Below are 20,052 nucleotides of genomic sequence, written 5' to 3' on the forward strand. Positions count from 1 at the left end.
TATGATAGGAACCTTAGCTTTACTTATTGGTGTTATTTTATTAATAATTATAGTTAAAGCTACCTATACCCTACATCATCAGATGAAGCGTGCCAAATCAACTGATGATGATTACCTTGTAAAAAAAATTGCAGTAAAACAAAATGTAGCTTATACCTTATTGGTATTGACAAGTCTACTATGTATTTATTTTCTCTACTATTTCTTTATTAAAAGTACTATCTATGAAAGTCATTTTTTTGAATGGCTCAATCTAATTATTAGGTGGATACACATTACTTTTGGTATTGCTTGGATAGGAGCATCATTTTATTTTGTCTTTTTAGAAAATGCCTTAAACAGAACTAAAGATGTTCGCGATGAGTTGGCCGGTAATCTATGGGCCATCCACGGAGGAGGGTTTTATTATCTCGAAAAATATAAACTAGCACCAAAAAAAATTCCTAAAGAACTACACTGGTTTAAATATGAAGCCTATTTCACTTGGTTAACCGGGTTCTGTTTGTTATTTGTGGTATACTATTTTAACGCCAAATCATTTTTGATAGATCCAGAAGTGATGAACCTAGAACCACTCACGGCTATAACAATAGGTGTTGGTTCTTTGTTATTTGGATGGGCTATTTATGATTACTTATGTAAAAATTTTAACCAAAGATATACTTTTACTTTTATTGGAATTTTCATTTGTATTTGTTTTGCTTGGTTCTATGCTCAGGTATTTAATGCACGCGCAGCTTACATTCATTTTGGTGCCTTGTTAGGAACCATCATGGCGGCCAATGTATTTTTTGTGATTATCCCAGCGCAAAAAGCTATGGTAAACGCTGCTAAAAAAGGAAAACTACCTGATGCCTCAATGGCAAAAGCAGCAGGAATGCGCTCATTACACAATAACTACTTAACACTTCCTGTACTTTTTGTAATGATAAGCAATCATTTCCCCAGTACCTTTGGACATACCTACCAATGGATCGTATTATTACTAATTTCGGTGGGAAGTGCCGGTATAAAACACTATCTAAATCTGCGCGAACAAGATCAATTATCTGTTTGGGTAATGCCAGTATCTATAATAATGTTATTAGCTGTGGCATTTGTTACTGCACCTTCATCAAAAGTAGAAGGGTGTGAAGAAGAAATTACTTTTACTCAGGTAAATACTATCATACAGAATAGATGTATTACTTGTCATTCTGTTACTCCAACCGATGCCGTTTGGAAAACAGCTCCCAATGGCGTTAAATACGACACTGAAGAACAAATTGTTAACTTTAAGGATAAAATTTTTCAACGGGCTATCATAAGTAAAGATATGCCCTTAGGAAATCAAACCGGAATGACACAAAAAGAACGTGATTTAATTGAATGCTGGATTCATCAGCAAGCATTAAAATAAAAAGTATGACGTTAAACGAATTCAATAAACTATCTGTTCAACAAGCTAAAATGGCTTTGGAAAAATGCTGCGTTTCTACATCATGGATTGCTAATATGGTTGCCGAAATGCCTTTTTCTTCTACTAGTGATTTAATAAACAAAGCATCAAATGTTTGGTTTAATAGCTGTAATGAGAAAGATTGGAAAGAAGCTTTCTCTGGGCATCCAAAAATTGGAGATGTTAATAGCTTAAAAGAAAAGTTTGCAAGCACAAAAGATTGGGCAGGTAATGAGCAGGAGAAAGTTTCTCAAGCTACAAATAATATTATTCAAGAATTGGCTATAGCCAATTCACTCTATGAAGAAAAATATGGTTATATTTTTATAGTTAGCGCTAGTGGAAAATCGGCTGCTGAAATGTTGTCAATTTTAAAAACTCGATTACACAACGAAAAAGAAGATGAGATTTATGTAGCCATGAATGAGCAGCACAAAATAACCGTTATTAGACTTGTTAAGTTAATAGGTGAATTATCTGAAGCTAACTTAAGAAGTGCTATTACCACACATGCTTTAGACACCTCAATTGGTATTCCGGCTAATGGTATGTTAATTACCTTAAAAGGGATAAGAGATGATGAATGGAAACCTATTTCTAGTGGTATTACAAATGATGATGGACGAATAGCAGACATACTCCCACCAGGCAGGACCTTAGAAAAAGGAATTTATGTAATGCAATTCAATACACAAAATTACTTTGAAGCTAAAGGTCAAAATGGTTTTTACCCCGAAGTTTCTATACAATTCGAAGTAAAAGATAATAAACATCATCACATTCCATTATTGATCAATCCTTTTGGTTATTCAACATATAGAGGAAGTTAATTTTTTGAATATTTAGAATGAATTTAAGTATTAAAGACAATAAAAGAACAGTCATTTTTGACAGATTAAAAGAAGCAAATCAAACTTTTAATAAAATATACAAAGGTGATCGTGAAGATCGCCAACCTATACATACTGTTTATGGAGGCGCTAACCTATTTAAGGCTGACACTCCAAAAGTATTAGGTGAAATTGCCTTAAAAGGGCTATTAACTTATGCTCCCGATTTTATTGAGTTTGGCAAGGCATTCCAGTTACAAGGACATGAGCGTCTTCCAAATTCTGAATTAGACAAAGTTGAATTAATTAAAAATATTGAAAATTTATCTAAAGAAGATTTAAAAGAACACCCCGCAGGCTTCTCATACAGCATTTATAATAAGGTAATTGCAAAATTAAAAAGCGAAGCAGTAGAAGATTTTAGAATAGATTTTGAAGATGGTTTTGGTAACAGACCCGATGCCGAAGAAGATGAAACTGCTATAAATGCAGCAAAAGCTGTGGCAGAAGGAATGAGAAAGAATATACTTTCACCTTTCATTGGAATTAGAATTAAACCATTTACGGAGGAATTAAAAGAACGTGGCTTGCGCACTTTAGACATCTTTCTAACCACATTATTAACTGAAACCAAAGGAAAATTACCAAATAACTTTGTAGTAATGCTTCCTAAAGTAACCATCCCCGAACAGATTGAGGCAATGGTCGCTTTTTTGGAAATTATAGAGCAAGAATTCAGTCTTCCAAAAGGAAGTTTAGAAATGGAAATCATGGTAGAAACTACTCAGTCTATCATGGATAAAGACGGTACAAATCCATTACGCAGATTTATTTCTGCTAGTAAAGGTAGATGTATTGCCACACATTTTGGAACTTATGATTACACAGCTTCCAATAGTATTACAGCCAAATATCAAGAAATGGATCACGATGTTTGCGATTTCGCTCATTACACAACTAAAGTTGCCTTAGCTCATACTGGAATATGGTTATCTGATGGTGCAACGAACACTATGCCGATTGGGCCACATAGAGGTGAATTAACACCTAAACAAGAAGAGGAAAATAAAGAAGTAGTGCATAAAGCTTGGTTGAAAGGTTATAATCACATTAGGCATTCGCTATACAAAGGATTATATCAAGGCTGGGATCTAAACCCCGCTCAATTGCCAATGCGCTATACTGCGGTTTATGCCTTTTTCTTAGAAAGTTATGATGATGCAGTAATGCGGTTAAAAACCTTTGTAGAAAAAGCAGCTCAAGCAACGTTAATAGGTGATGTATTTGACGATGCGGCTACCGGACAAGGGTTGTTAAATTATTTTCTAAAGGCATTAAACAGTGGAGCTATTACCATAGATGAAGTACTTGCTACAGGGTTAACATTAGACGAAATAAAAACGCGCTCATTTGCTAAAATTTTAAAAGATAGAAGAGCAGCTCAAAAATGAGGTATTGGGAGTTCATTTATAACAAGTTAAGCCAAAATAAAAAGCTATATGCTATGACTGTTATTCATCACAGTGGTAGCTCACCTGGTCGGCAGGGCTTTAAAATGGCAGTTGCAGATGATCATGAAATCTATGGCTCTATTGGTGGTGGTATTATGGAACACAATCTGGTAGAATTATGTAAAGACCTTCTTCGTAAAGATCAACTTAGAATATTTCTTAAACGTCAAAATCATAAAGGAACCAGAAATGATGGTTCTGGAATGATATGCTCTGGTGAGCAAACCGTGGTTTTTCATCCTTTAGACCCAAAAAATAAAATAGTAATTGAAGATATTCTTAAGTGTTTGCAAAATAATGAAAAAGGTAGCCTTTCTATAACACCATCATCCTATTGCTTCGCTCGCGAAATTCTCGCAAAAAAATATGAAAGCAAAATTGAAAGTCAAGAAAATTGGCATTATAATGAACTTATAGGGTTTAAAGACACTATTTATATAGTTGGAGCCGGACATGTAGGACTTGCAACATCTAAATTATTAGGTGAACTTGGTTTTTTTGTTATACTATTAGATAATCGAACAGAGTTAAACACTTTTGAAGAAAATCATTACGCACATCAAAAACTTATCATTGATTATAACGCTGTTGCAGAATATATTCCTGAGAAATCAGATAATTATATTGCTATTATGACCAATAAATACACAGAAGACAAATTGGTTTTAAGTAAGTTGTTAGAGAAAAATTACTCATTTATAGGAGTTTTGGGAAGCCAGGCAAAACTTGATGTTATGTTTGATGTGCTTCAAAAAGAAGGATTTACCAGAAACGAACTTTCGAAAGTATATGGGCCTATAGGCCTTTCTATTAATAGCCAAACTCCCGAAGAAATTGCAATTAGCATTGCAGCTCAAATCATACAAATAAAGAATAAAGATTAAATCAATTCATTACTTTTGCTGCATGCGAATTGATATAATTTCTGTTGTCCCTGAATTAATAAAAAGTCCTTTTGAGCACTCCATTATAAGTAGAGGTATTAAAAAAGGACTGGTTGAAGTCCATTTTCATGATCTTAGAAAATACGCTGTAAACAAGCATGGTAAAATAGATGACTACCAATTTGGAGGCGGTGCAGGAATGGTACTTATGGTAGAGCCTATTGATAAATGTATTTCAGAATTAATATCGCAACGAGATTATGATGAAATTATTTACATGACTCCCGATGCTAAAGTTTTAAACCAGCAAATAGCGAATAATCTTTCTCTAAGCGAAAATCTTATTATTCTGTGTGGACATTATAAAGGAGTAGATCAACGTGTACGTGATCTTTTCATTACTAAAGAAATTTCAGTAGGTGATTATGTCTTAAGTGGGGGCGAATTAGGAGCTGCCATATTGTGTGATAGTATTATAAGGCTTATCCCAGGTGTAATTGGGGACGAAACTTCCGCTTTATCGGATTCTTTTCAAGATGGGCTTCTAGCTCCTCCTGTATATACAAGACCATCAGATTACAAGGGACATAAAGTGCCTGATGTATTACTTTCAGGGAATTTTCCAGTAATTGATGAATGGCGTTCAAATAAAGCTCAAGAAAGAACAGAACAAATTAGACCTGATCTTTTACAAAATGACAAAAATAACTTCGATTAAATTATTGAAATAAAAACTTTTAATTATCTTTGCACTCGCAAAATTAACCTCTGACGATAATCGTGAATGTTGGTTTTGATAAACAAATAAAACAAGTAAAATGGAATCGTTAGTAAAATTTGTACAAGACGAGTTTGTAACTAAAAATGAAATGCCTGAGTTCTCTGCAGGTGATACCATAACAGTTTATTACGAAATTAAGGAAGGTAGTAAAACAAGAACACAGTTCTTTAGAGGTGTAGTTATTCAAAGAAGAGGTAACGGTGCTTCAGAAACATTTACAATTAGAAAAATGTCTGGAACTGTTGGTGTAGAACGTATTTTCCCTATTAACTTACCGGCCATTCAAAAAATTGAATTAAACAAAAAAGGTAAAGTTAGAAGAGCAAGAATCTTTTATTTTAGAGACCTTACTGGTAAAAAAGCTAGAATTAAGGAAGCAAGAAGATAAGATTATCTTTTATATAAAATCAGAAGCCGCTTTGTTAAATCAAAGCGGCTTTTTTTATATTAACATTTGTTGATAAACGTAGCTAATTTTTTATTAATAACTAATTACACTAATTATTTCATTATCTCAATTTCATCTGTATATTCGCTAAAGAAATTATAAACAATTAGATGTTTTAATAATGAAATCGCAAGATTAATTAGAAAGATATTTAAGTATAATTTCTAAGAAGAACGTTCTTTTGTTTTTTAAATTCTTAACTATATAGAGCCAAGTATTTAGCATGAATAATTGGAACTTGTAAAGAAGTTAAAAAACGAGATAATTGTAATCATATAAACTTTGATTATGTACGTAAGTAGATGAACAAATTATACGGTTAGAATTGTCTGAAACAAATTAGCAGAGTGAACTGTTTCAATAAATAGTAAAGTGTAGTTAAGCAATTAATTACAAACTCGTGTTAAATGTTTCAACTGAATGCCAATTATGGAAACATGGTTGGCATTCGTTTTTTAACAACACAGTTATTAACAATTGTTAATAACCCCTGTTTAGTTGTAGTTAATAAGTTGATTTGCCAAAACATATATAAACAGCAGGGATTCTATTACTTTTATAATTAGAATCTAAATATATTAAAATTACCCCTTTTTTAATTTCGCTGTGAAAAAGAATTACTATGAGCTATTTAGATTCGATTTTGACGAGAAATCGTTCTAGTTGTTATTTTTAAGTTTCATAATTCAGTGTTTAGCGCACAATTTTTTGATAAAAAAGCTATTAAAAATAACAATACAAGCACCTTAACTCCTACTAAGGTGCTTTTTTATTTACAATTACCCAATACCACGATATAAAATTCTTTCATAAATCTTTTTTTGAAAAGTATTCATCAAAAAAATCACCAAAAAATTTAGCTATAAATAGTATATTTGCTCGTCAAAAAAATGGCTGCTAAAAATTCTTCAAATTTTATAGGCCGAAAGACACATTACAAATCTCACAGTAAAAATTATAACATGCCAGATAAAGCACAGATTATCTATACTAAAACAGACGAGGCTCCTGCATTGGCTACCCGATCATTCTTACCTATCGTAAAGGCTTTTACAAAATCATCAAACATTGAAATTATTACTAAAGATATTTCATTAGCTGGAAGAATCTTAGCTAACTTTTCTGACTATTTGACGGAAGATCAGCGTGTAGAAGATTCGCTTGCTTTATTAGGTGAATTAGCAAAAAAGCCTGAAGCAAATATCATAAAACTCCCCAATATTAGTGCTTCTGTACCACAACTCGAAGCCGCGATAAAAGAATTACAAAGTTTAGGGTATGCGCTACCAGATTATCCTGAGGAAGCTACAACTGCAGAAGAGAAAGAAATATTGGCTCGTTATAATAAGATAAAAGGGTCTGCTGTTAATCCCGTATTACGAGAAGGAAATTCTGATAGACGTGCACCCAAAGCAATCAAAAACTACGCAAAAAAGAACCCTCATTCAATGGGCGCTTGGAGTCGAAATTCTAAATCGCATGTTGCTACTATGAGCAGCGGTGACTTCGCACATAATGAGAAATCAGTAACCATTGATACTGCTACTTCAGTGAATATTCAATTTGTAGATGAAAATAAAAGTACTTTTTTACTAAAAAAGAATATCTCTTTGTTAAATGGTGAAATTATTGACGCTACAGTAATGAACAAAAAAATCTTGCTTGACTTCTTGGAAGAACAAGTTAAAGATGCAAAAGATCAAGGTATCTTATTTTCATTACACATGAAGGCAACAATGATGAAGGTATCAGATCCAATCATTTTTGGTCATGCCGTTCGTGTTTTCTTTAAAGATGTTTTTGAAAAACATTCGGAAGTTTTTGATGAAATTGGTGTGGATGCCAACAATGGGTTTGGTGACGTACTAAACAACCTTGATGAAGTTTCTGAAGAAAAAAGAAATGAAATCCTCACTGATATCGAGACGGCTTATGCAAATTGCCCCGATTTGGCAATGGTTAATTCTGATAAAGGAATTACCAACTTACATGTGCCATCAGATATAATTATCGATGCGTCAATGCCTGCAATGATACGTACTTCTGGGCAAATGTGGAACAAAGAAGGAAAACAGCAAGACACAAAAGCGGTAATACCTGATAGTTCTTATGCAGGCATCTATCAAGTAGTAATGGACTTTTGTAGAGAGCATGGCGCTTTTGACCCTACCACTATGGGTACAGTACCAAATGTTGGTTTAATGGCTCAAAAAGCTGAAGAATATGGTTCACATGATAAAACTTTTGAACTAAAAGGCAATGGTATAGTACAGGTTATAGATGAAAATGGTACCGTTCTTATTGAACATAGTGTTGAAAAAGGGGATATCTGGCGTATGTGCCAAGTAAAAGATGCACCAATACAAGATTGGGTAAAATTAGCAGTAACCCGTTCTAAAGCCACACGAACACCAGCGATTTTCTGGTTAGACAAAAGTCGTTCACATGACGCTGAGCTGATTAAAAAAGTTGAAAGCTATTTAAAAGATCATGATATAAACAATTTAGAGATAAAGATCATGTCTCCAGTTGAAGCTACTCAATATACTTTAGAAAGGATTAAAGATGGCAAAGACACCATTTCTGTAACTGGTAACGTTTTACGAGATTATCTAACAGACCTCTTCCCTATTCTTGAATTAGGAACTTCTGCAAAAATGTTATCTATCGTTCCACTTATGAATGGTGGTGGTCTATTTGAAACAGGAGCTGGGGGTTCTGCACCCAAGCACGTACAACAATTTGTTAAAGAAAACCACTTACGCTGGGATTCTTTAGGAGAATTTTTAGCCCTAGCCGTATCATTGGAGCATTTAGCGGAAACAACCAATAATGAAAAAGCTAAAATATTAGCCGAAACATTAGATGAGGCCACTGATAAGTTCTTAGATAATAAAAAATCACCATCGCGTAAAGCGGGTGAATTAGATAATAGAGGGAGCCATTTTTATTTAGCAATGTATTGGGCACAGGCTTTAGCTGAACAAAATAATGATAATGAGCTTAAAACACAATTTAATTCCGTTGCTAAAAAAATGGAGGCTAACGAATCAGCTATAATTGATGAGCTAAATGCCATTCAGGGTGATTCAGTAGATATAGGCGGCTATTATGAACCTAACGATGATTTAGCTAATGAGGCTATGAGGCCTATCAAAAAGTTAAATGCTATTTTGACATCAATATAGATAGTAAAATACTCCTTAAATCAAAAGCAGGTGAAAGTTCACCTGCTTTTTTAATTACCTCTCCTTTTTAATTCGCATTTATTTCTTTTAATTCATAGCGCTAAGCTATCAACTCAAAACCATACATTAATTTAGACACACTCTTTTAAGAAAAGTCACTTTTGACTTTAAAAAATAGTGACATAACTGTTTAATCAGTATTTTTGAACTATGAGTTTTACCAAAACTACCGAACAAGATTCGCATTATGACCATCTTGAGGATATGTCTATTTCTGAGTTATTAAAGAACATTAATAATGAAGATAAAACTGTTCCATATGCTATAGAAAAAGCGATGCTTCAAATAGAAAGGCTCACAGAGCAGATTGTGGCAAAGTTGAAAACAGGTGGGCGACTATTCTACATCGGTGCTGGTACTAGTGGGAGATTAGGAATTGTAGATGCTTCAGAATGCCCTCCTACATTTGGTGTTTCGCATGATTTGGTTATTGGGTTAATGGCGGGCGGTGATGCCGCCATAAGAAAGGCTGTAGAGTTTGCAGAAGATAGTACAGAACAGGGGTGGTTAGACTTAAAAGAATATAATATTTCCGATAAGGATGTTGTCATTGGTATTGCAGCCTCTGGCACCACTCCATATGTAATTGGTGCGCTAAAAAAATGTAATGAACATGGTATTATTACAGGTTGCATTACATGTAATAATGAAAGCCCTTTAGCACTAACAGCCCAATTCCCTATCGTTGTTATAGTTGGGCCTGAATTTGTTACCGGGAGCTCACGAATGAAAGCAGGCACAGCTCAAAAATTAGTTTTAAATATGCTTTCTACTGCCACGATGATACAACTTGGTAAAGTGAAAGGCAATAAAATGGTTGACATGCAACTTTCTAATAATAAATTAGTTGATCGAGGTACTAGAATGGTAATGAATGAATTAAATATTTCTGAAAGTTTAGCTAACGAGTTACTACTAAAATACGGCAGTGTACGTAGTGCAATTAAAAGCTATAAAAAATGAGTGCTAAAAAAACATCTGTATCAAAAGGATTAAAATACTTTGCTTTGGCATTACCACTACTCTTTGGTGCTCCAATAGTAGTTACCATTGGCTTTAAGGCCTTGGCAAAAGATAACACCTATCTAATTCTAATTGTAGGAATAATATTAGCAATTCTAGCCATTTTACTTACTGCTAAAGCCGTAAGCACCATTATGAAAGCACTGTTTGATAAAGATGAAGACTAAAGTTTTTTACACAAAACTAACACAATGGGAGCATTGGCCAACTTTTATGTTTTATGTGCCATTAATTCCCTATTACTTCTGGAAGGCCATTAAAGCAAAAAACTTGGTGTTTTACCTGGCCACTAATCCGGCAATAAAATATTCGGGTAATGGTACCGAATCAAAGTATAAGACGATACAACTAATCCCCGAAGCATTTAGACCTAAAACGGTATTAGTCCCTACTCTACAAAGTTTTAAAATTACCAGCGCTCGAATTAAATCGGCTGGTATTACATACCCATTAATTGCAAAGCCAGATGTAGGGTTTAGAGGGTACTTAGTTAAAAAGATAGATTCAGAGAATGAATTAAAGGCATATTTAACGCGAAATGATGTTGATATTATTATTCAAGAATTTGTAAGCTATAAAAATGAATGTGGTATTTTTTATTCACGGATTCCAACTAAAAACAAAGGTGAGATTTCATCAATTACCTTAAAGAAATTTTTAACAATTAAAGGTGATGGTATTGCTACACTTTCTGAGTTAATTCTAGGCGACAAGCGAGCATATCTTTATTATGATTTACTTGAAAACATCCATAAGGAAGCAATGAGTACCATTCTAGAAAAAGGTGAAGAAAAAGTCTTAACGGTTATAGGCAATCATTCTAAAGGCACTCAGTTTTTAAATGGAAATCATTTAATATGTAAGGAGTTAAGAAAAACCATAGATACCATTAATAAGCAAATTAATGGATGGTACTACGGGCGATTAGACATAAAGTATGATACTTTTGAGGGCTTAAAACGAGGTGAAAATTTTAAAATATTAGAAATTAACGGCATTATTTCAGAGCCCACACATATCTATGATGCGCAAGATGCCACTTATTTTGATGCACTAAAAAGCATCAAAGATCATTGGAAAAAAATAAGTACTATTGCGCGTACCAATCATGATCAATTTGATGTATCATACCCAAAGATCATCCCCTATCTTAAAGATATTTTTTGGTTACGAAAATATTCAAAGAAAATAATTGGTTTAAACAAGGTCAATTAAGAACCTATTCTACGTTCAAACTTAGGTGTAGTTGGATTGTATCCAAAATCAGCATCAGGTAGTTCAATACCCAATTCAGCAATAATATACCCTATACTTGCAAAATGATGTATGGCATGGCTATGTGCTTGAATTAAAATGGAATTTAACGTGTAGTTAGCGGTAACCTTACCTAAACCCAAGTCGTCGGTAACAGCAACTATTTGATTCAAATCATAGTGATCAACTTGCCTCACCTTCTCTAAAATATCATCGAAATATGCCAATCCAAAAGCCGTTTTCTGCTCCGCCAATTCATTTCGTTTTCTAGCTGTAAGATCTATTTTTCCATTTTCAAGACCGCAAAAGACACAATCAAAAACATCTAAAATATGTCTCATATGCCTTCCAATGCTCGAATAATAAGGTTTTACAGATTCATCACTATACTGCATATCAGTAATACTATTCAGTAAACGCACGCCCCTATTTAGGTTGTGCTGAATTGCTTCGATCATATTCTAATGGTTAAGATTGAGTGCTTAGTCGCAAAGATAACAATTAATTTACGCTACGATATAATAACTAATTTCATTAATCAATATCTTATCAACAAATCGGCTCACTAAAATAGAGAAATATCACAAAGTACAAAAAGCCAATTTCTCAAAATAAATTAAATTACTTACAACAAATTGATTTTCAATAAATTAAATTAAAAAAAATATTCAATGATTTTCAACAAAATTTTCTTTGGCACGCTCTTTGAAAATTAACTAACAAGTGAAAGCCGAAAAACTGATAGAGTAGGCATAATCCTTTAAAACCATATATTATGAAAAAAGGACTACTATTATTTTTAGGAATGCTCATGATGGTTTCTACTGTTGAAGCCACAAATGGCATTAAATCAAACATTAAGGGTTATTACAATTATTACGGCTCAAAACCTATTAAGTTTATGGAACGCGGAATAAAATTTTATGTATTTCCGAACGGTGAAATAGATTTTAATACCCGCACTCGTCATAGAACCAAACATTACTATAGAAATGGAAGGCGCTACGCTAAACGAATTCCATATAGAGGAATATCAATAGACAGAGATTATTTCGGTAGAGTACGTCGAGTAGGAAATGTTTTTATCAATTACAATAGATATGGTAACGTTACAAGAGTTGGTTCTGTATTTATTGACTACCATAGAGGTAGAAGATTAAAGCGTGTAGGCGGATTAACAATTAGATATGATCGTTACGGTAAGATAAGGTATTATGGACAAGTGAAGCCGCGATATGGAACAGGAATTCATTTTGATGAACATTATTATGGACCAATTTATGATTATAATGATGATTTCTTTTACAACGATGACTTCTACGAGTACTATGAAGATTACGGAGAAGATAATGACTATTATTATTATAAATCTAAAAGCCACAGAGGCTTGAAAAAAGGACATAAAAAAGGAAAAATCATCAAGCGTAAAAAATTAAAAAAACAAGACGATTACGATGATGATTATAAAGATCGAAAAAGAAGAAGGTAGATGAACGTTAGAATCCCGTACTATTAAGGTACGGGATTTTTTATATTGGTAAATAGCGTTTCAAGAATTCTTCAATATCTTCTGAAACTTTTAACTTAATAATTAAGAACACATAAATAACGGAAAGAATCAATACTTTTAAAAGAATATTCGCAATAGGATGAAATGGAAAATTCCAAAAATAAAATGCAAAAAACATTGAAACAATTAGTAATGCAACCTTAATAGTATTAGCTGAAAAAGGTTGCATATTTAATTTTCTATGTATATATAAGATTTTAATAAAGCTATATACAAATACTACTAAAAATGTTGCCAACGCCGCTCCATTAATACCAAATACACCAATAAGCCACTTATTCAGAACAATAACGCTAAGCGCCATTGCAACCGAAAAATAAAAAAATACTTTGTAATATTTTGAGTTAGTTAAAATAGCTCCATTTGTACCAAGGGCTAGCTTTATAATTTCTGAAACAGAAATTAACAAAACAATTAAAACACCTACCGAAAACTCGGGCTTATCTATAACTTTATATAAATCGCTTACATTTAAATTAATTAATAAAAATAGAAGTCCTCCAGCAATAAGTAAGTTGATAGAGCTTTTTTTATACAAGCTTTCAACTTCGGTTAAATTATTAGCACTTAGTTCTTTTGCAGTGATAGGATTGATGATCTGCTGCATTGCCCTAGAAGGTATAGCAATCACAGAAGCTATATAAATACCAACAGAGTAATAAGCCACTTTAGCGATCTGTTCTAATTGAGGAATCATAAACTTGTCAATCTCTAATAAAATTCCGGCTGCAGAACCCGCTAAAATTATATAAAAAGAGTAAGACATAATCTCTTTTAAGTTCTCTGGTTGCTTAAAAATGAATTTTGGTTTATATAAAGAGAAAGCATAAATCGACATTATCAACATTCTTATCGCATAAACAAAAACAAGAGCATAAATAAATTGCTCGTTCGATATCTTTCCTAAATAAACTAAAAACAAAAGGATACTTGTTGCAAAACGAGCAAAAATCTCCTTGATAAAGTTGCCAAAAACAGACTGTAATTGAATCTTACTCCACGCATAGAATACTTCAAAATATCCCATAAAAACGGCTACTAAAAAAATAAGGTATGTATAAGGTTTTATAATAGCATTTTTAGCAGACAACCAACCAGCAATACTTTCGTAGGCTAAAGCCCCTATTATTGCCAGAGGAATAATAATTAACAAAGGTAAAAATAGTGAAGCAGTTAAAAACTGATCTTGTTGCTTTTTGGTTTTATAAGAACTAAAGAATTTAATAATGGTATGTTGCATACCAAAAATCAGTAAAGGCAGAATAATATTTGCCGAAGATAATAGGAAAGTAATTAAACCATAATAATCTTCATGTAAAAAATGAGTATATAAAAACAGTACATTAATACCTCCAATGGCAAAGCCTAGAAATAGAACCAAAGTATTAATAAAAGATTGTTTTAAAACAATACCCATATTAGTGTTTCTGAGTGATTAACTTTTTAGTGAGATAGTTAAACCTAATGTATAACATTACTGCAGAGGCGGTGAGTCCAGCTAACAATCCAATCCAAATCCCTACGCTACCATATACATGTTCTCTTCCTAAAAAATAACTAATAGGAAAACCTATAATCCAATAGGCTATAAATGTGATTAGTGTTGGTATTTTAACATCTTGCAATCCACGTAAAGCACCTAAAACCACCACTTGAACACCATCTGATATCTGAAAGATTGCCGCTACCAATAGCAATTTGGCTGCGATTCCAATCACAGTCATATTATCTGCTTGATTGGTTAAATCATGTTGATCAAGATATAGTAAAGGTAAATCTTGATTAAAGATCATAAAAATTAATGCAAAGAAAATATCAAGAATAACAACTAATAAAAAAATAGAAAATGCAATACGACGAAGTTCTTTAAAATTCTTTAGACCTTTTTGATTGCCTACGCGTATCATGGCCGCCACACTTAAGCCCATAGCCACCATAAATGTCATCGAAGATAAATTTAGAGCAATTTGATTCGCAGCTTGAGGGTTCTTACCTAACACGCCCGAAAGCCATATAGCTGCCGTAAAAACTGCCACTTCAAATAACATTTGTAAAGCAGATGGAAAACCTAGGTCAATAATCTTCTTTAAAATTGATTTTTTAATCTTTTGAAAACTAAAACGCTCTAAATAAGGTTGAAATTTTTTCTTTTGTTTTAGCAAAAACCAGATGAATATTAACATGACAATTCTTGATGCCAAAGTACCAATTGCGGCCCCTATAATACCCAACTGCGGGAAACCGAACTTACCAAAAATCAATAAATAGTTTAAAAGAACATTAATCACATTCGCCAGAATTGTAGCCCACATAGCATACTTGGTTTGTGATAAACCATCAGCGAACTGTTTAAAAGCCTGAAACATAACAAGCGGAACCAAAGAAACGGCAACTAAATTCAAATATGGCATCGCCAATTCAACAACTTCTACCGGCTGATCCATATGATACATCAATGGCTTAATCATTAAGATCATTAAAAAGAGTGATACTCCCAGTATGGTACATAGAAATAATCCATGATTAAAAGCTTGCTTTCCTTTTTCTATATTTTTTTCACCATCAGCTTCGGCAACCAAAGGAGTAATTGCGGTTGAAAACCCAATACCTAAGCTCATGGCAATAAAAATAAAACTATTACCCAATGAAACTGCCGCCAATTCAGCAGTACCCAATTGACCAACCATAATATTATCTATAAATGCTACCAGGGTATGACCAATCATACCTAACATTACCGGATAAGCTAGTTTAAGGTTATAACGAAATTCTGAAGTATATTGACTTAGGCTCAAGGTTTGTGTTTGATTTTTAGCAGGTAAAGGTACATGTTTTCTTCTACCAGTAAAAATGAGAAAAAGCACAATAAAAAAACAATAAATCAGTTATAGATAATGCTAAACAATTTATATCATGAATAGAAAATTATTATTCTGGACACTTCCCTTTATTTTAGTATTGATATCTTGGTCTGATGCAGGTCTTGATGCCAATCCTAATATTGTAGATGAAACTACGATAGCAAAACAACTTATTTCATTGGTAAACAACCATCGCCTAAGCATTGGAAAGCCTCTATTGGTTAGAAATGCTACTGCCGATAAATTAGCCGCTGAACATACTACCTATATGATTGCTAAAAACAATGTAAATCATGACAATTATGATTTAAGGTGGGAAACTTTAGAGCTAAAAGAGAATGCCGAAGAAGTTACCGAAAATATTGGCTATGACGTTAGCGCAGAAAAAGCCATTGCAGAATGTTTAGATAACATCTGGCTAAAAGCTAATGTAGAGGGAGATTTTACCCATACTGGTATTTCTGTAAAAAAAGATAGTAAGGGTAAATATTACTATACACAACTGTTTTTTAAATAAAAAAGGGAAACTAATCTAACCGAAAGTTAGGAGCTAGCTGTATTTTCATACAGCTAGTTTTGTTGTCTTTAAAAACAAAATCTTATCATGAAAAATAAATTACTCTTAATTGTAATTATATTATTTGCAATAGCATCTTGTACAGAGGAAGAACTTATTCTGGATGGTAATCCAGATAATAGCGAAGTTGTCGATGATAATGATTCTAATAATAATGACAGCGACAATAATAACGATGGTGGCAACGATGGAAGCAATGATGATAACAACGGCGGAAGTGATGACGATAATAACAACGGTGGAAATGACGGAAACGATGAAGGAAACACCGATGACAATAGCTCAGATAATGACTGTAATGATTCTAATTCTAATGAAGTAAGTATTAGCAATAAGATATTAGATCTTGTTAATGAGCATAGACAAAGCATAGGAAAATCGCCTCTTGAATTAAATTGTACCGCTACAGAACTAGCAATTGAGCATACCGAATATATGATCGCTCAAAATAAGATTAGCCATGATGACTTTAGTTTAAGGTTTCAAGAATTACAACAAAAAGTAAATGCAAGGAGCGCTGGAGAAAATGTAGCTGCCGGTTATTCATCTGCCGAAAGTGTAATGAATGGTTGGTTAAATAGCGATGGTCATAGGGCAAATATCGAAGGTAATTTTACACATATTGGCATTGCTGCAATTAAAAATTCACAAGGAAGATTGTACTACACACAATTATTTTATCGATAGAATTGTACTTTAGTAACACAATAATTGTTACTAATGGTATTAGATATTTATCAAATTGATGCTTTTACTGCTAAAGTTTTTGGCGGTAATCCTGCGGCTGTTTGTCCGCTAGAAGAATGGTTATCAGACGAAACGCTATTAAATATAGCCAAAGAAAATAATTTGGCTGAAACAGCCTATTTTGTTAAACTTGATAATGGAAACTTTCAGCTTCGTTGGTTTACTCCACGAATTGAAATGGACTTATGTGGTCATGCAACCTTAGCTTCGGCATTTGTATTATTTGAACGTTTAGATTATAATAAAGAAGTAATTTCCTTTGAGACCCTTAGCGGAATATTAAAAGTTAAGAAAGACAATGGTTTATTTGAAATGAACTTTCCTAGCCGACCTCCAAGACCTACAGAATTACCACAAATTATTAGAGACAGTTTAAATATTCAACCACAGGAAGTTTATAAAGACCGAGATTATTTATTGGTTTATGAAAATGAAAGTGATGTAAAGAATATTCAACTTAATCAGGTATTGCTAAACCAAATTAACTTAGACCCTGGTGGAATAATAATTACCTCTAGGGGTAACGAAGTAGATTTTGTTTCTCGTTTTTTCACTCCTCAAGCACCTATATTTGAAGACCCGGTAACAGGATCTGCGCATTGTACTTTAACTCCATTTTGGTCTGAAAGACTCAATAAAAAAGAACTACACGCTTTACAAATCTCAGAGAGAGTTGGTGAATTGTTCTGCAGTTTAAAAGATCATAGGGTTTTTATTAAAGGAAACGCGATAAAATACCTTCAAGGGAAAATCACCTTATAAAAATAAAAAATCCCACTCATTGAGCGGGATTTTCTATATTTAAAACAGTCAAAAAACTGTTACTCTTCTTTCACTTCTTCGAAGTCTACATCTTGTACATCGTCTCCTTCATTTGAAGAACCAGAAGCATCTGCATCTGCAGCGCCATTTGCTCCGGCTGCTTGCGCATCTTGCTGAGCTTTATACATTTCTTCAGAAGCAGCTTTCCAAGCTTCATTGATCTTTTCCATTGCAGCATCAATCTGATCTAAATCTTTAGACTCATGCGCTTTTTTCAACTCTTCTAAAGCGGTTTCAATTGGTGCTTTCTTATCAGCAGATAATTTTTCACCAAATTCACTCAATTGCTTCTCTGTTTGGAAGATCATAGAATCTGCAGCATTAATTTTTTCTGCTGTTTCCTTTGCTTTTTTATCAGCCTCAGCGTTTGCTTCGGCTTCTTGCTTCATTTTTTCGATTTCCTCATCTGTCAATCCAGAAGAAGCTTCAATTCGTATATTATGTTCTTTACCTGTACCTTTATCTTTAGCAGATACATTAATAATACCATTCGCATCGATATCAAAGGTTACTTCAATTTGTGGTACTCCTCTTGGTGCAGGTGGAATTCCGTCTAAATGGAATCGTCCAATGGTTTTATTATCAGCAGCCATTGCACGTTCTCCTTGTAACACATGAATCTCTACAGAAGGCTGATTATCTGCAGCAGTTGAGAATACTTGCGACTTTTTAGTTGGTATTGTTGTATTCGCTTCAATTAACTTAGTAAATACATTACCCATTGTTTCAATACCTAATGAAAGTGGCGTTACATCTAATAACAATACATCTTTTACATCACCAGTTAAAACACCTCCTTGAATTGCAGCACCAACAGCAACAACTTCATCAGGATTTACACCCTTAGAAGGTTTTTTACTGAAGAATTTTTCAACAGCTTCCTGCACAGCAGGAATACGTGTAGAACCACCAACTAAAATAATTTCATCAATATCACTTGCAGAAAGATCAGCATTTTTTAATGCTGTTCTACAAGGCTCAATAGTTCTTTTTACTAAATCATCAATTAACTGCTCAAACTTAGATCTCGTTAATGTTCTTACTAAGTGTTTAGGTCCGCTAGAAGTAGCCGTAATATAAGGCAAGTTAATTTCCGTTTGTTGAGAAGATGATAATTCAATTTTTGCTTTTTCAGCAGCTTCCTTTAAACGTTGTAAAGCCATTGGATCTTTACGCAAGTCCATATTCTCTTCAGACTTAAACTCCTCAGCTAACCAATTAATAATCTTTTGATCAACGTCATCACCACCTAAGTGCGTGTCTCCATCGGTAGATAATACTTCAAATACTCCATCTCCTAATTCTAGGATAGAAACGTCATGTGTACCTCCACCAAAATCAAATACAACTATTTTTTGATCTTCATTTTTCTTATCTAAACCATATGCTAAAGCAGCTGCAGTGGGCTCATTAATAATACGCTCAACTTTTAGGCCTGCGATTTCACCAGCTTCTTTTGTAGCTTGACGCTGTGCGTCATTAAAATACGCGGGCACCGTAATAACCGCTTGGCTTACCGAAGTTCCTAAGTAATCTTCTGCAGTTTTCTTCATTTTTTGAAGTACCATAGCCGATAATTCTTGAGGTGTATATAAACGACCATCAATATCAACACGAGGTGTATTATTATCACCCTTAACCACTTTATATGGTACACGCTCTGCTTCTTTTTGAGATTCAGAGTATTTGTTACCCATAAAGCGCTTGATAGAATAAACCGTTTTGGTTGGGTTTGTAACCGCTTGACGCTTAGCCGGATCACCAACCTTTATCTCACCACCTTCAACGAAAGCGATTACTGATGGCGTTGTTCTTTTACCTTCAGCATTAGGAATTACCACAGGCTCATTACCTTCCATAACAGAAACACATGAATTGGTAGTTCCTAAATCTATTCCTATAATTTTACTCATAATATTGTTTTGTTGTTTTTGTTTCTCAGAATTTTTAATATGCTTTAAAGTAGACAATGACTATGCCAGCAGTGTTTTTAAGGTGCTTTGGCAGTAAAGTTTTTTAGAAAATGACAGAGTGGCAGTAATAAATCTTAGAATGACA

General features: G+C 33.5%; 18 protein-coding genes. 14 read left to right on the forward strand and 4 right to left on the reverse strand.

The annotated features are described in order from the left end of the window. Position 1: 1 nt before the first annotated feature. From AC1EUU_RS06895 to AC1EUU_RS06940, 10 genes are all read left to right on the forward strand, one after another. Positions 2-1,399 (forward strand): urate hydroxylase PuuD, encoded by a 1,398-nt coding sequence (locus AC1EUU_RS06895; RefSeq protein ID WP_480200652.1) that lies wholly within the window; start codon positions 2-4, stop codon positions 1,397-1,399. Between the two features lie 5 nt (positions 1,400-1,404). Then, positions 1,405-2,268, forward strand: a complete 864-nt coding sequence (gene uraD, locus AC1EUU_RS06900) for a 2-oxo-4-hydroxy-4-carboxy-5-ureidoimidazoline decarboxylase (RefSeq protein WP_480200653.1) — start codon at positions 1,405-1,407, stop codon at positions 2,266-2,268. A gap of 17 nt (positions 2,269-2,285) precedes the next feature. Beyond that, positions 2,286-3,719, forward strand: coding sequence for a DUF6986 family protein (locus AC1EUU_RS06905; RefSeq protein ID WP_480200654.1), 1,434 nt, complete (start codon positions 2,286-2,288; stop codon positions 3,717-3,719). Then, positions 3,716-4,663, forward strand: a complete 948-nt coding sequence (locus AC1EUU_RS06910) for an XdhC family protein (protein ID WP_480200655.1) — start codon at positions 3,716-3,718, stop codon at positions 4,661-4,663. Before AC1EUU_RS06905 ends, AC1EUU_RS06910 begins: the two co-directional genes overlap by 4 nt. Positions 4,664-4,685: 22 nt before the next feature. Then, the gene (trmD, locus tag AC1EUU_RS06915; RefSeq protein WP_480200656.1) at positions 4,686-5,381 is read left to right on the forward strand and encodes a tRNA (guanosine(37)-N1)-methyltransferase TrmD; all 696 of its coding nucleotides are present in this window, start codon (positions 4,686-4,688) and stop codon (positions 5,379-5,381) included. A gap of 100 nt (positions 5,382-5,481) precedes the next feature. Next, on the forward strand, positions 5,482-5,832 hold the full coding sequence (gene rplS, locus AC1EUU_RS06920) for a 50S ribosomal protein L19 (protein WP_480200657.1): 351 nt from the start codon (positions 5,482-5,484) through the stop codon (positions 5,830-5,832). Positions 5,833-6,854: 1,022 nt separating this feature from the next. Then, on the forward strand, positions 6,855-9,080 hold the full coding sequence (locus AC1EUU_RS06925) for an NADP-dependent isocitrate dehydrogenase (RefSeq protein ID WP_480200658.1): 2,226 nt from the start codon (positions 6,855-6,857) through the stop codon (positions 9,078-9,080). A gap of 210 nt (positions 9,081-9,290) precedes the next feature. Then, entirely contained in the window at positions 9,291-10,103 is an 813-nt protein-coding gene (murQ, locus tag AC1EUU_RS06930) for an N-acetylmuramic acid 6-phosphate etherase (RefSeq protein ID WP_480200659.1), read from the forward strand. Next, on the forward strand, positions 10,100-10,330 hold the full coding sequence (locus AC1EUU_RS06935) for a DUF6095 family protein (protein ID WP_480200660.1): 231 nt from the start codon (positions 10,100-10,102) through the stop codon (positions 10,328-10,330). Before murQ ends, AC1EUU_RS06935 begins: the two co-directional genes overlap by 4 nt. After that, positions 10,320-11,378, forward strand: coding sequence for a hypothetical protein (locus AC1EUU_RS06940; RefSeq protein WP_480200661.1), 1,059 nt, complete (start codon positions 10,320-10,322; stop codon positions 11,376-11,378). Before AC1EUU_RS06935 ends, AC1EUU_RS06940 begins: the two co-directional genes overlap by 11 nt. Here the strand turns inward: AC1EUU_RS06940 and AC1EUU_RS06945 are convergent. Next, positions 11,375-11,875 carry a DinB family protein gene (locus AC1EUU_RS06945; RefSeq protein WP_480200662.1) on the reverse strand — a complete coding sequence of 167 codons (501 nt, stop codon included), beginning with the start codon at positions 11,873-11,875 and terminating at the stop codon, positions 11,375-11,377. The genes AC1EUU_RS06940 and AC1EUU_RS06945 overlap by 4 nt on opposite strands. 317 nt (positions 11,876-12,192) lie before the next feature. Between AC1EUU_RS06945 and AC1EUU_RS06950 the strand changes: the two genes are divergently transcribed. After that, positions 12,193-12,906 carry a hypothetical protein gene (locus AC1EUU_RS06950; protein ID WP_480200663.1) on the forward strand — a complete coding sequence of 238 codons (714 nt, stop codon included), beginning with the start codon at positions 12,193-12,195 and terminating at the stop codon, positions 12,904-12,906. A gap of 40 nt (positions 12,907-12,946) precedes the next feature. Here the strand turns inward: AC1EUU_RS06950 and AC1EUU_RS06955 are convergent, their stop codons facing one another. Then, a complete protein-coding gene (locus AC1EUU_RS06955; protein WP_480200664.1) occupies positions 12,947-14,404 on the reverse strand; it encodes an oligosaccharide flippase family protein in 1,458 nt (485 codons plus the stop codon). 1 nt (position 14,405) lies between these two features. Continuing rightward, positions 14,406-15,782: an MATE family efflux transporter gene (locus AC1EUU_RS06960; protein ID WP_480200769.1), complete on the reverse strand. Its 1,377-nt coding sequence runs from the start codon at positions 15,780-15,782 to the stop codon at positions 14,406-14,408. A 118-nt stretch (positions 15,783-15,900) separates the two neighbouring features. On the opposite strand from AC1EUU_RS06960, the gene AC1EUU_RS06965 reads away from it, so the two are divergent. The 3 genes from AC1EUU_RS06965 (at position 15,901) to AC1EUU_RS06975 (ending at position 17,934) form a co-directional block, all read left to right on the forward strand. Then, on the forward strand, positions 15,901-16,365 hold the full coding sequence (locus AC1EUU_RS06965) for a CAP domain-containing protein (protein WP_480200665.1): 465 nt from the start codon (positions 15,901-15,903) through the stop codon (positions 16,363-16,365). Between the two features lie 87 nt (positions 16,366-16,452). Continuing rightward, entirely contained in the window at positions 16,453-17,112 is a 660-nt protein-coding gene (locus tag AC1EUU_RS06970; protein WP_480200666.1) for a CAP domain-containing protein, read from the forward strand. A 33-nt stretch (positions 17,113-17,145) separates the two neighbouring features. Beyond that, the gene (locus AC1EUU_RS06975) at positions 17,146-17,934 is read left to right on the forward strand and encodes a PhzF family phenazine biosynthesis protein (RefSeq protein ID WP_480200667.1); all 789 of its coding nucleotides are present in this window, start codon (positions 17,146-17,148) and stop codon (positions 17,932-17,934) included. A 59-nt stretch (positions 17,935-17,993) separates the two neighbouring features. Here the strand turns inward: AC1EUU_RS06975 and dnaK are convergent, their stop codons facing one another. Next, complete coding sequence (dnaK, locus tag AC1EUU_RS06980) at positions 17,994-19,907, reverse strand: molecular chaperone DnaK (protein ID WP_480200668.1); 1,914 nt, start codon at positions 19,905-19,907, stop codon at positions 17,994-17,996. Positions 19,908-20,052: the final 145 nt, after the last annotated feature.

The sequence above is a fragment of the Maritimimonas sp. 2205BS37-2 genome (genome assembly GCF_056591755.1).

What these genes read in the sequence shown, in the direction of transcription:
- AC1EUU_RS06975 (WP_480200667.1), top strand. Translation starts at nt 17,146, where the DNA reads ATGGTATTAGATATTTATCAAATTGATGCTTTTACTGCTAAAGTTTTT.
- AC1EUU_RS06970 (WP_480200666.1), top strand. Translation starts at nt 16,453, where the DNA reads ATGAAAAATAAATTACTCTTAATTGTAATTATATTATTTGCAATAGCA.
- murQ (WP_480200659.1), top strand. Translation starts at nt 9,291, where the DNA reads ATGAGTTTTACCAAAACTACCGAACAAGATTCGCATTATGACCATCTT.
- AC1EUU_RS06905 (WP_480200654.1), top strand. Translation starts at nt 2,286, where the DNA reads ATGAATTTAAGTATTAAAGACAATAAAAGAACAGTCATTTTTGACAGA.
- dnaK (WP_480200668.1), bottom strand. Translation starts at nt 19,907, where the DNA reads ATGAGTAAAATTATAGGAATAGATTTAGGAACTACCAATTCATGTGTT.
- trmD (WP_480200656.1), top strand. Translation starts at nt 4,686, where the DNA reads ATGCGAATTGATATAATTTCTGTTGTCCCTGAATTAATAAAAAGTCCT.
- AC1EUU_RS06950 (WP_480200663.1), top strand. Translation starts at nt 12,193, where the DNA reads ATGAAAAAAGGACTACTATTATTTTTAGGAATGCTCATGATGGTTTCT.
- AC1EUU_RS06925 (WP_480200658.1), top strand. Translation starts at nt 6,855, where the DNA reads ATGCCAGATAAAGCACAGATTATCTATACTAAAACAGACGAGGCTCCT.
- AC1EUU_RS06895 (WP_480200652.1), top strand. Translation starts at nt 2, where the DNA reads ATGATAGGAACCTTAGCTTTACTTATTGGTGTTATTTTATTAATAATT.
- AC1EUU_RS06965 (WP_480200665.1), top strand. Translation starts at nt 15,901, where the DNA reads ATGAATAGAAAATTATTATTCTGGACACTTCCCTTTATTTTAGTATTG.
- AC1EUU_RS06955 (WP_480200664.1), bottom strand. Translation starts at nt 14,404, where the DNA reads ATGGGTATTGTTTTAAAACAATCTTTTATTAATACTTTGGTTCTATTT.
- uraD (WP_480200653.1), top strand. Translation starts at nt 1,405, where the DNA reads ATGACGTTAAACGAATTCAATAAACTATCTGTTCAACAAGCTAAAATG.
- rplS (WP_480200657.1), top strand. Translation starts at nt 5,482, where the DNA reads ATGGAATCGTTAGTAAAATTTGTACAAGACGAGTTTGTAACTAAAAAT.
- AC1EUU_RS06945 (WP_480200662.1), bottom strand. Translation starts at nt 11,875, where the DNA reads ATGATCGAAGCAATTCAGCACAACCTAAATAGGGGCGTGCGTTTACTG.
- AC1EUU_RS06910 (WP_480200655.1), top strand. Translation starts at nt 3,716, where the DNA reads ATGAGGTATTGGGAGTTCATTTATAACAAGTTAAGCCAAAATAAAAAG.
- AC1EUU_RS06935 (WP_480200660.1), top strand. Translation starts at nt 10,100, where the DNA reads ATGAGTGCTAAAAAAACATCTGTATCAAAAGGATTAAAATACTTTGCT.
- AC1EUU_RS06940 (WP_480200661.1), top strand. Translation starts at nt 10,320, where the DNA reads ATGAAGACTAAAGTTTTTTACACAAAACTAACACAATGGGAGCATTGG.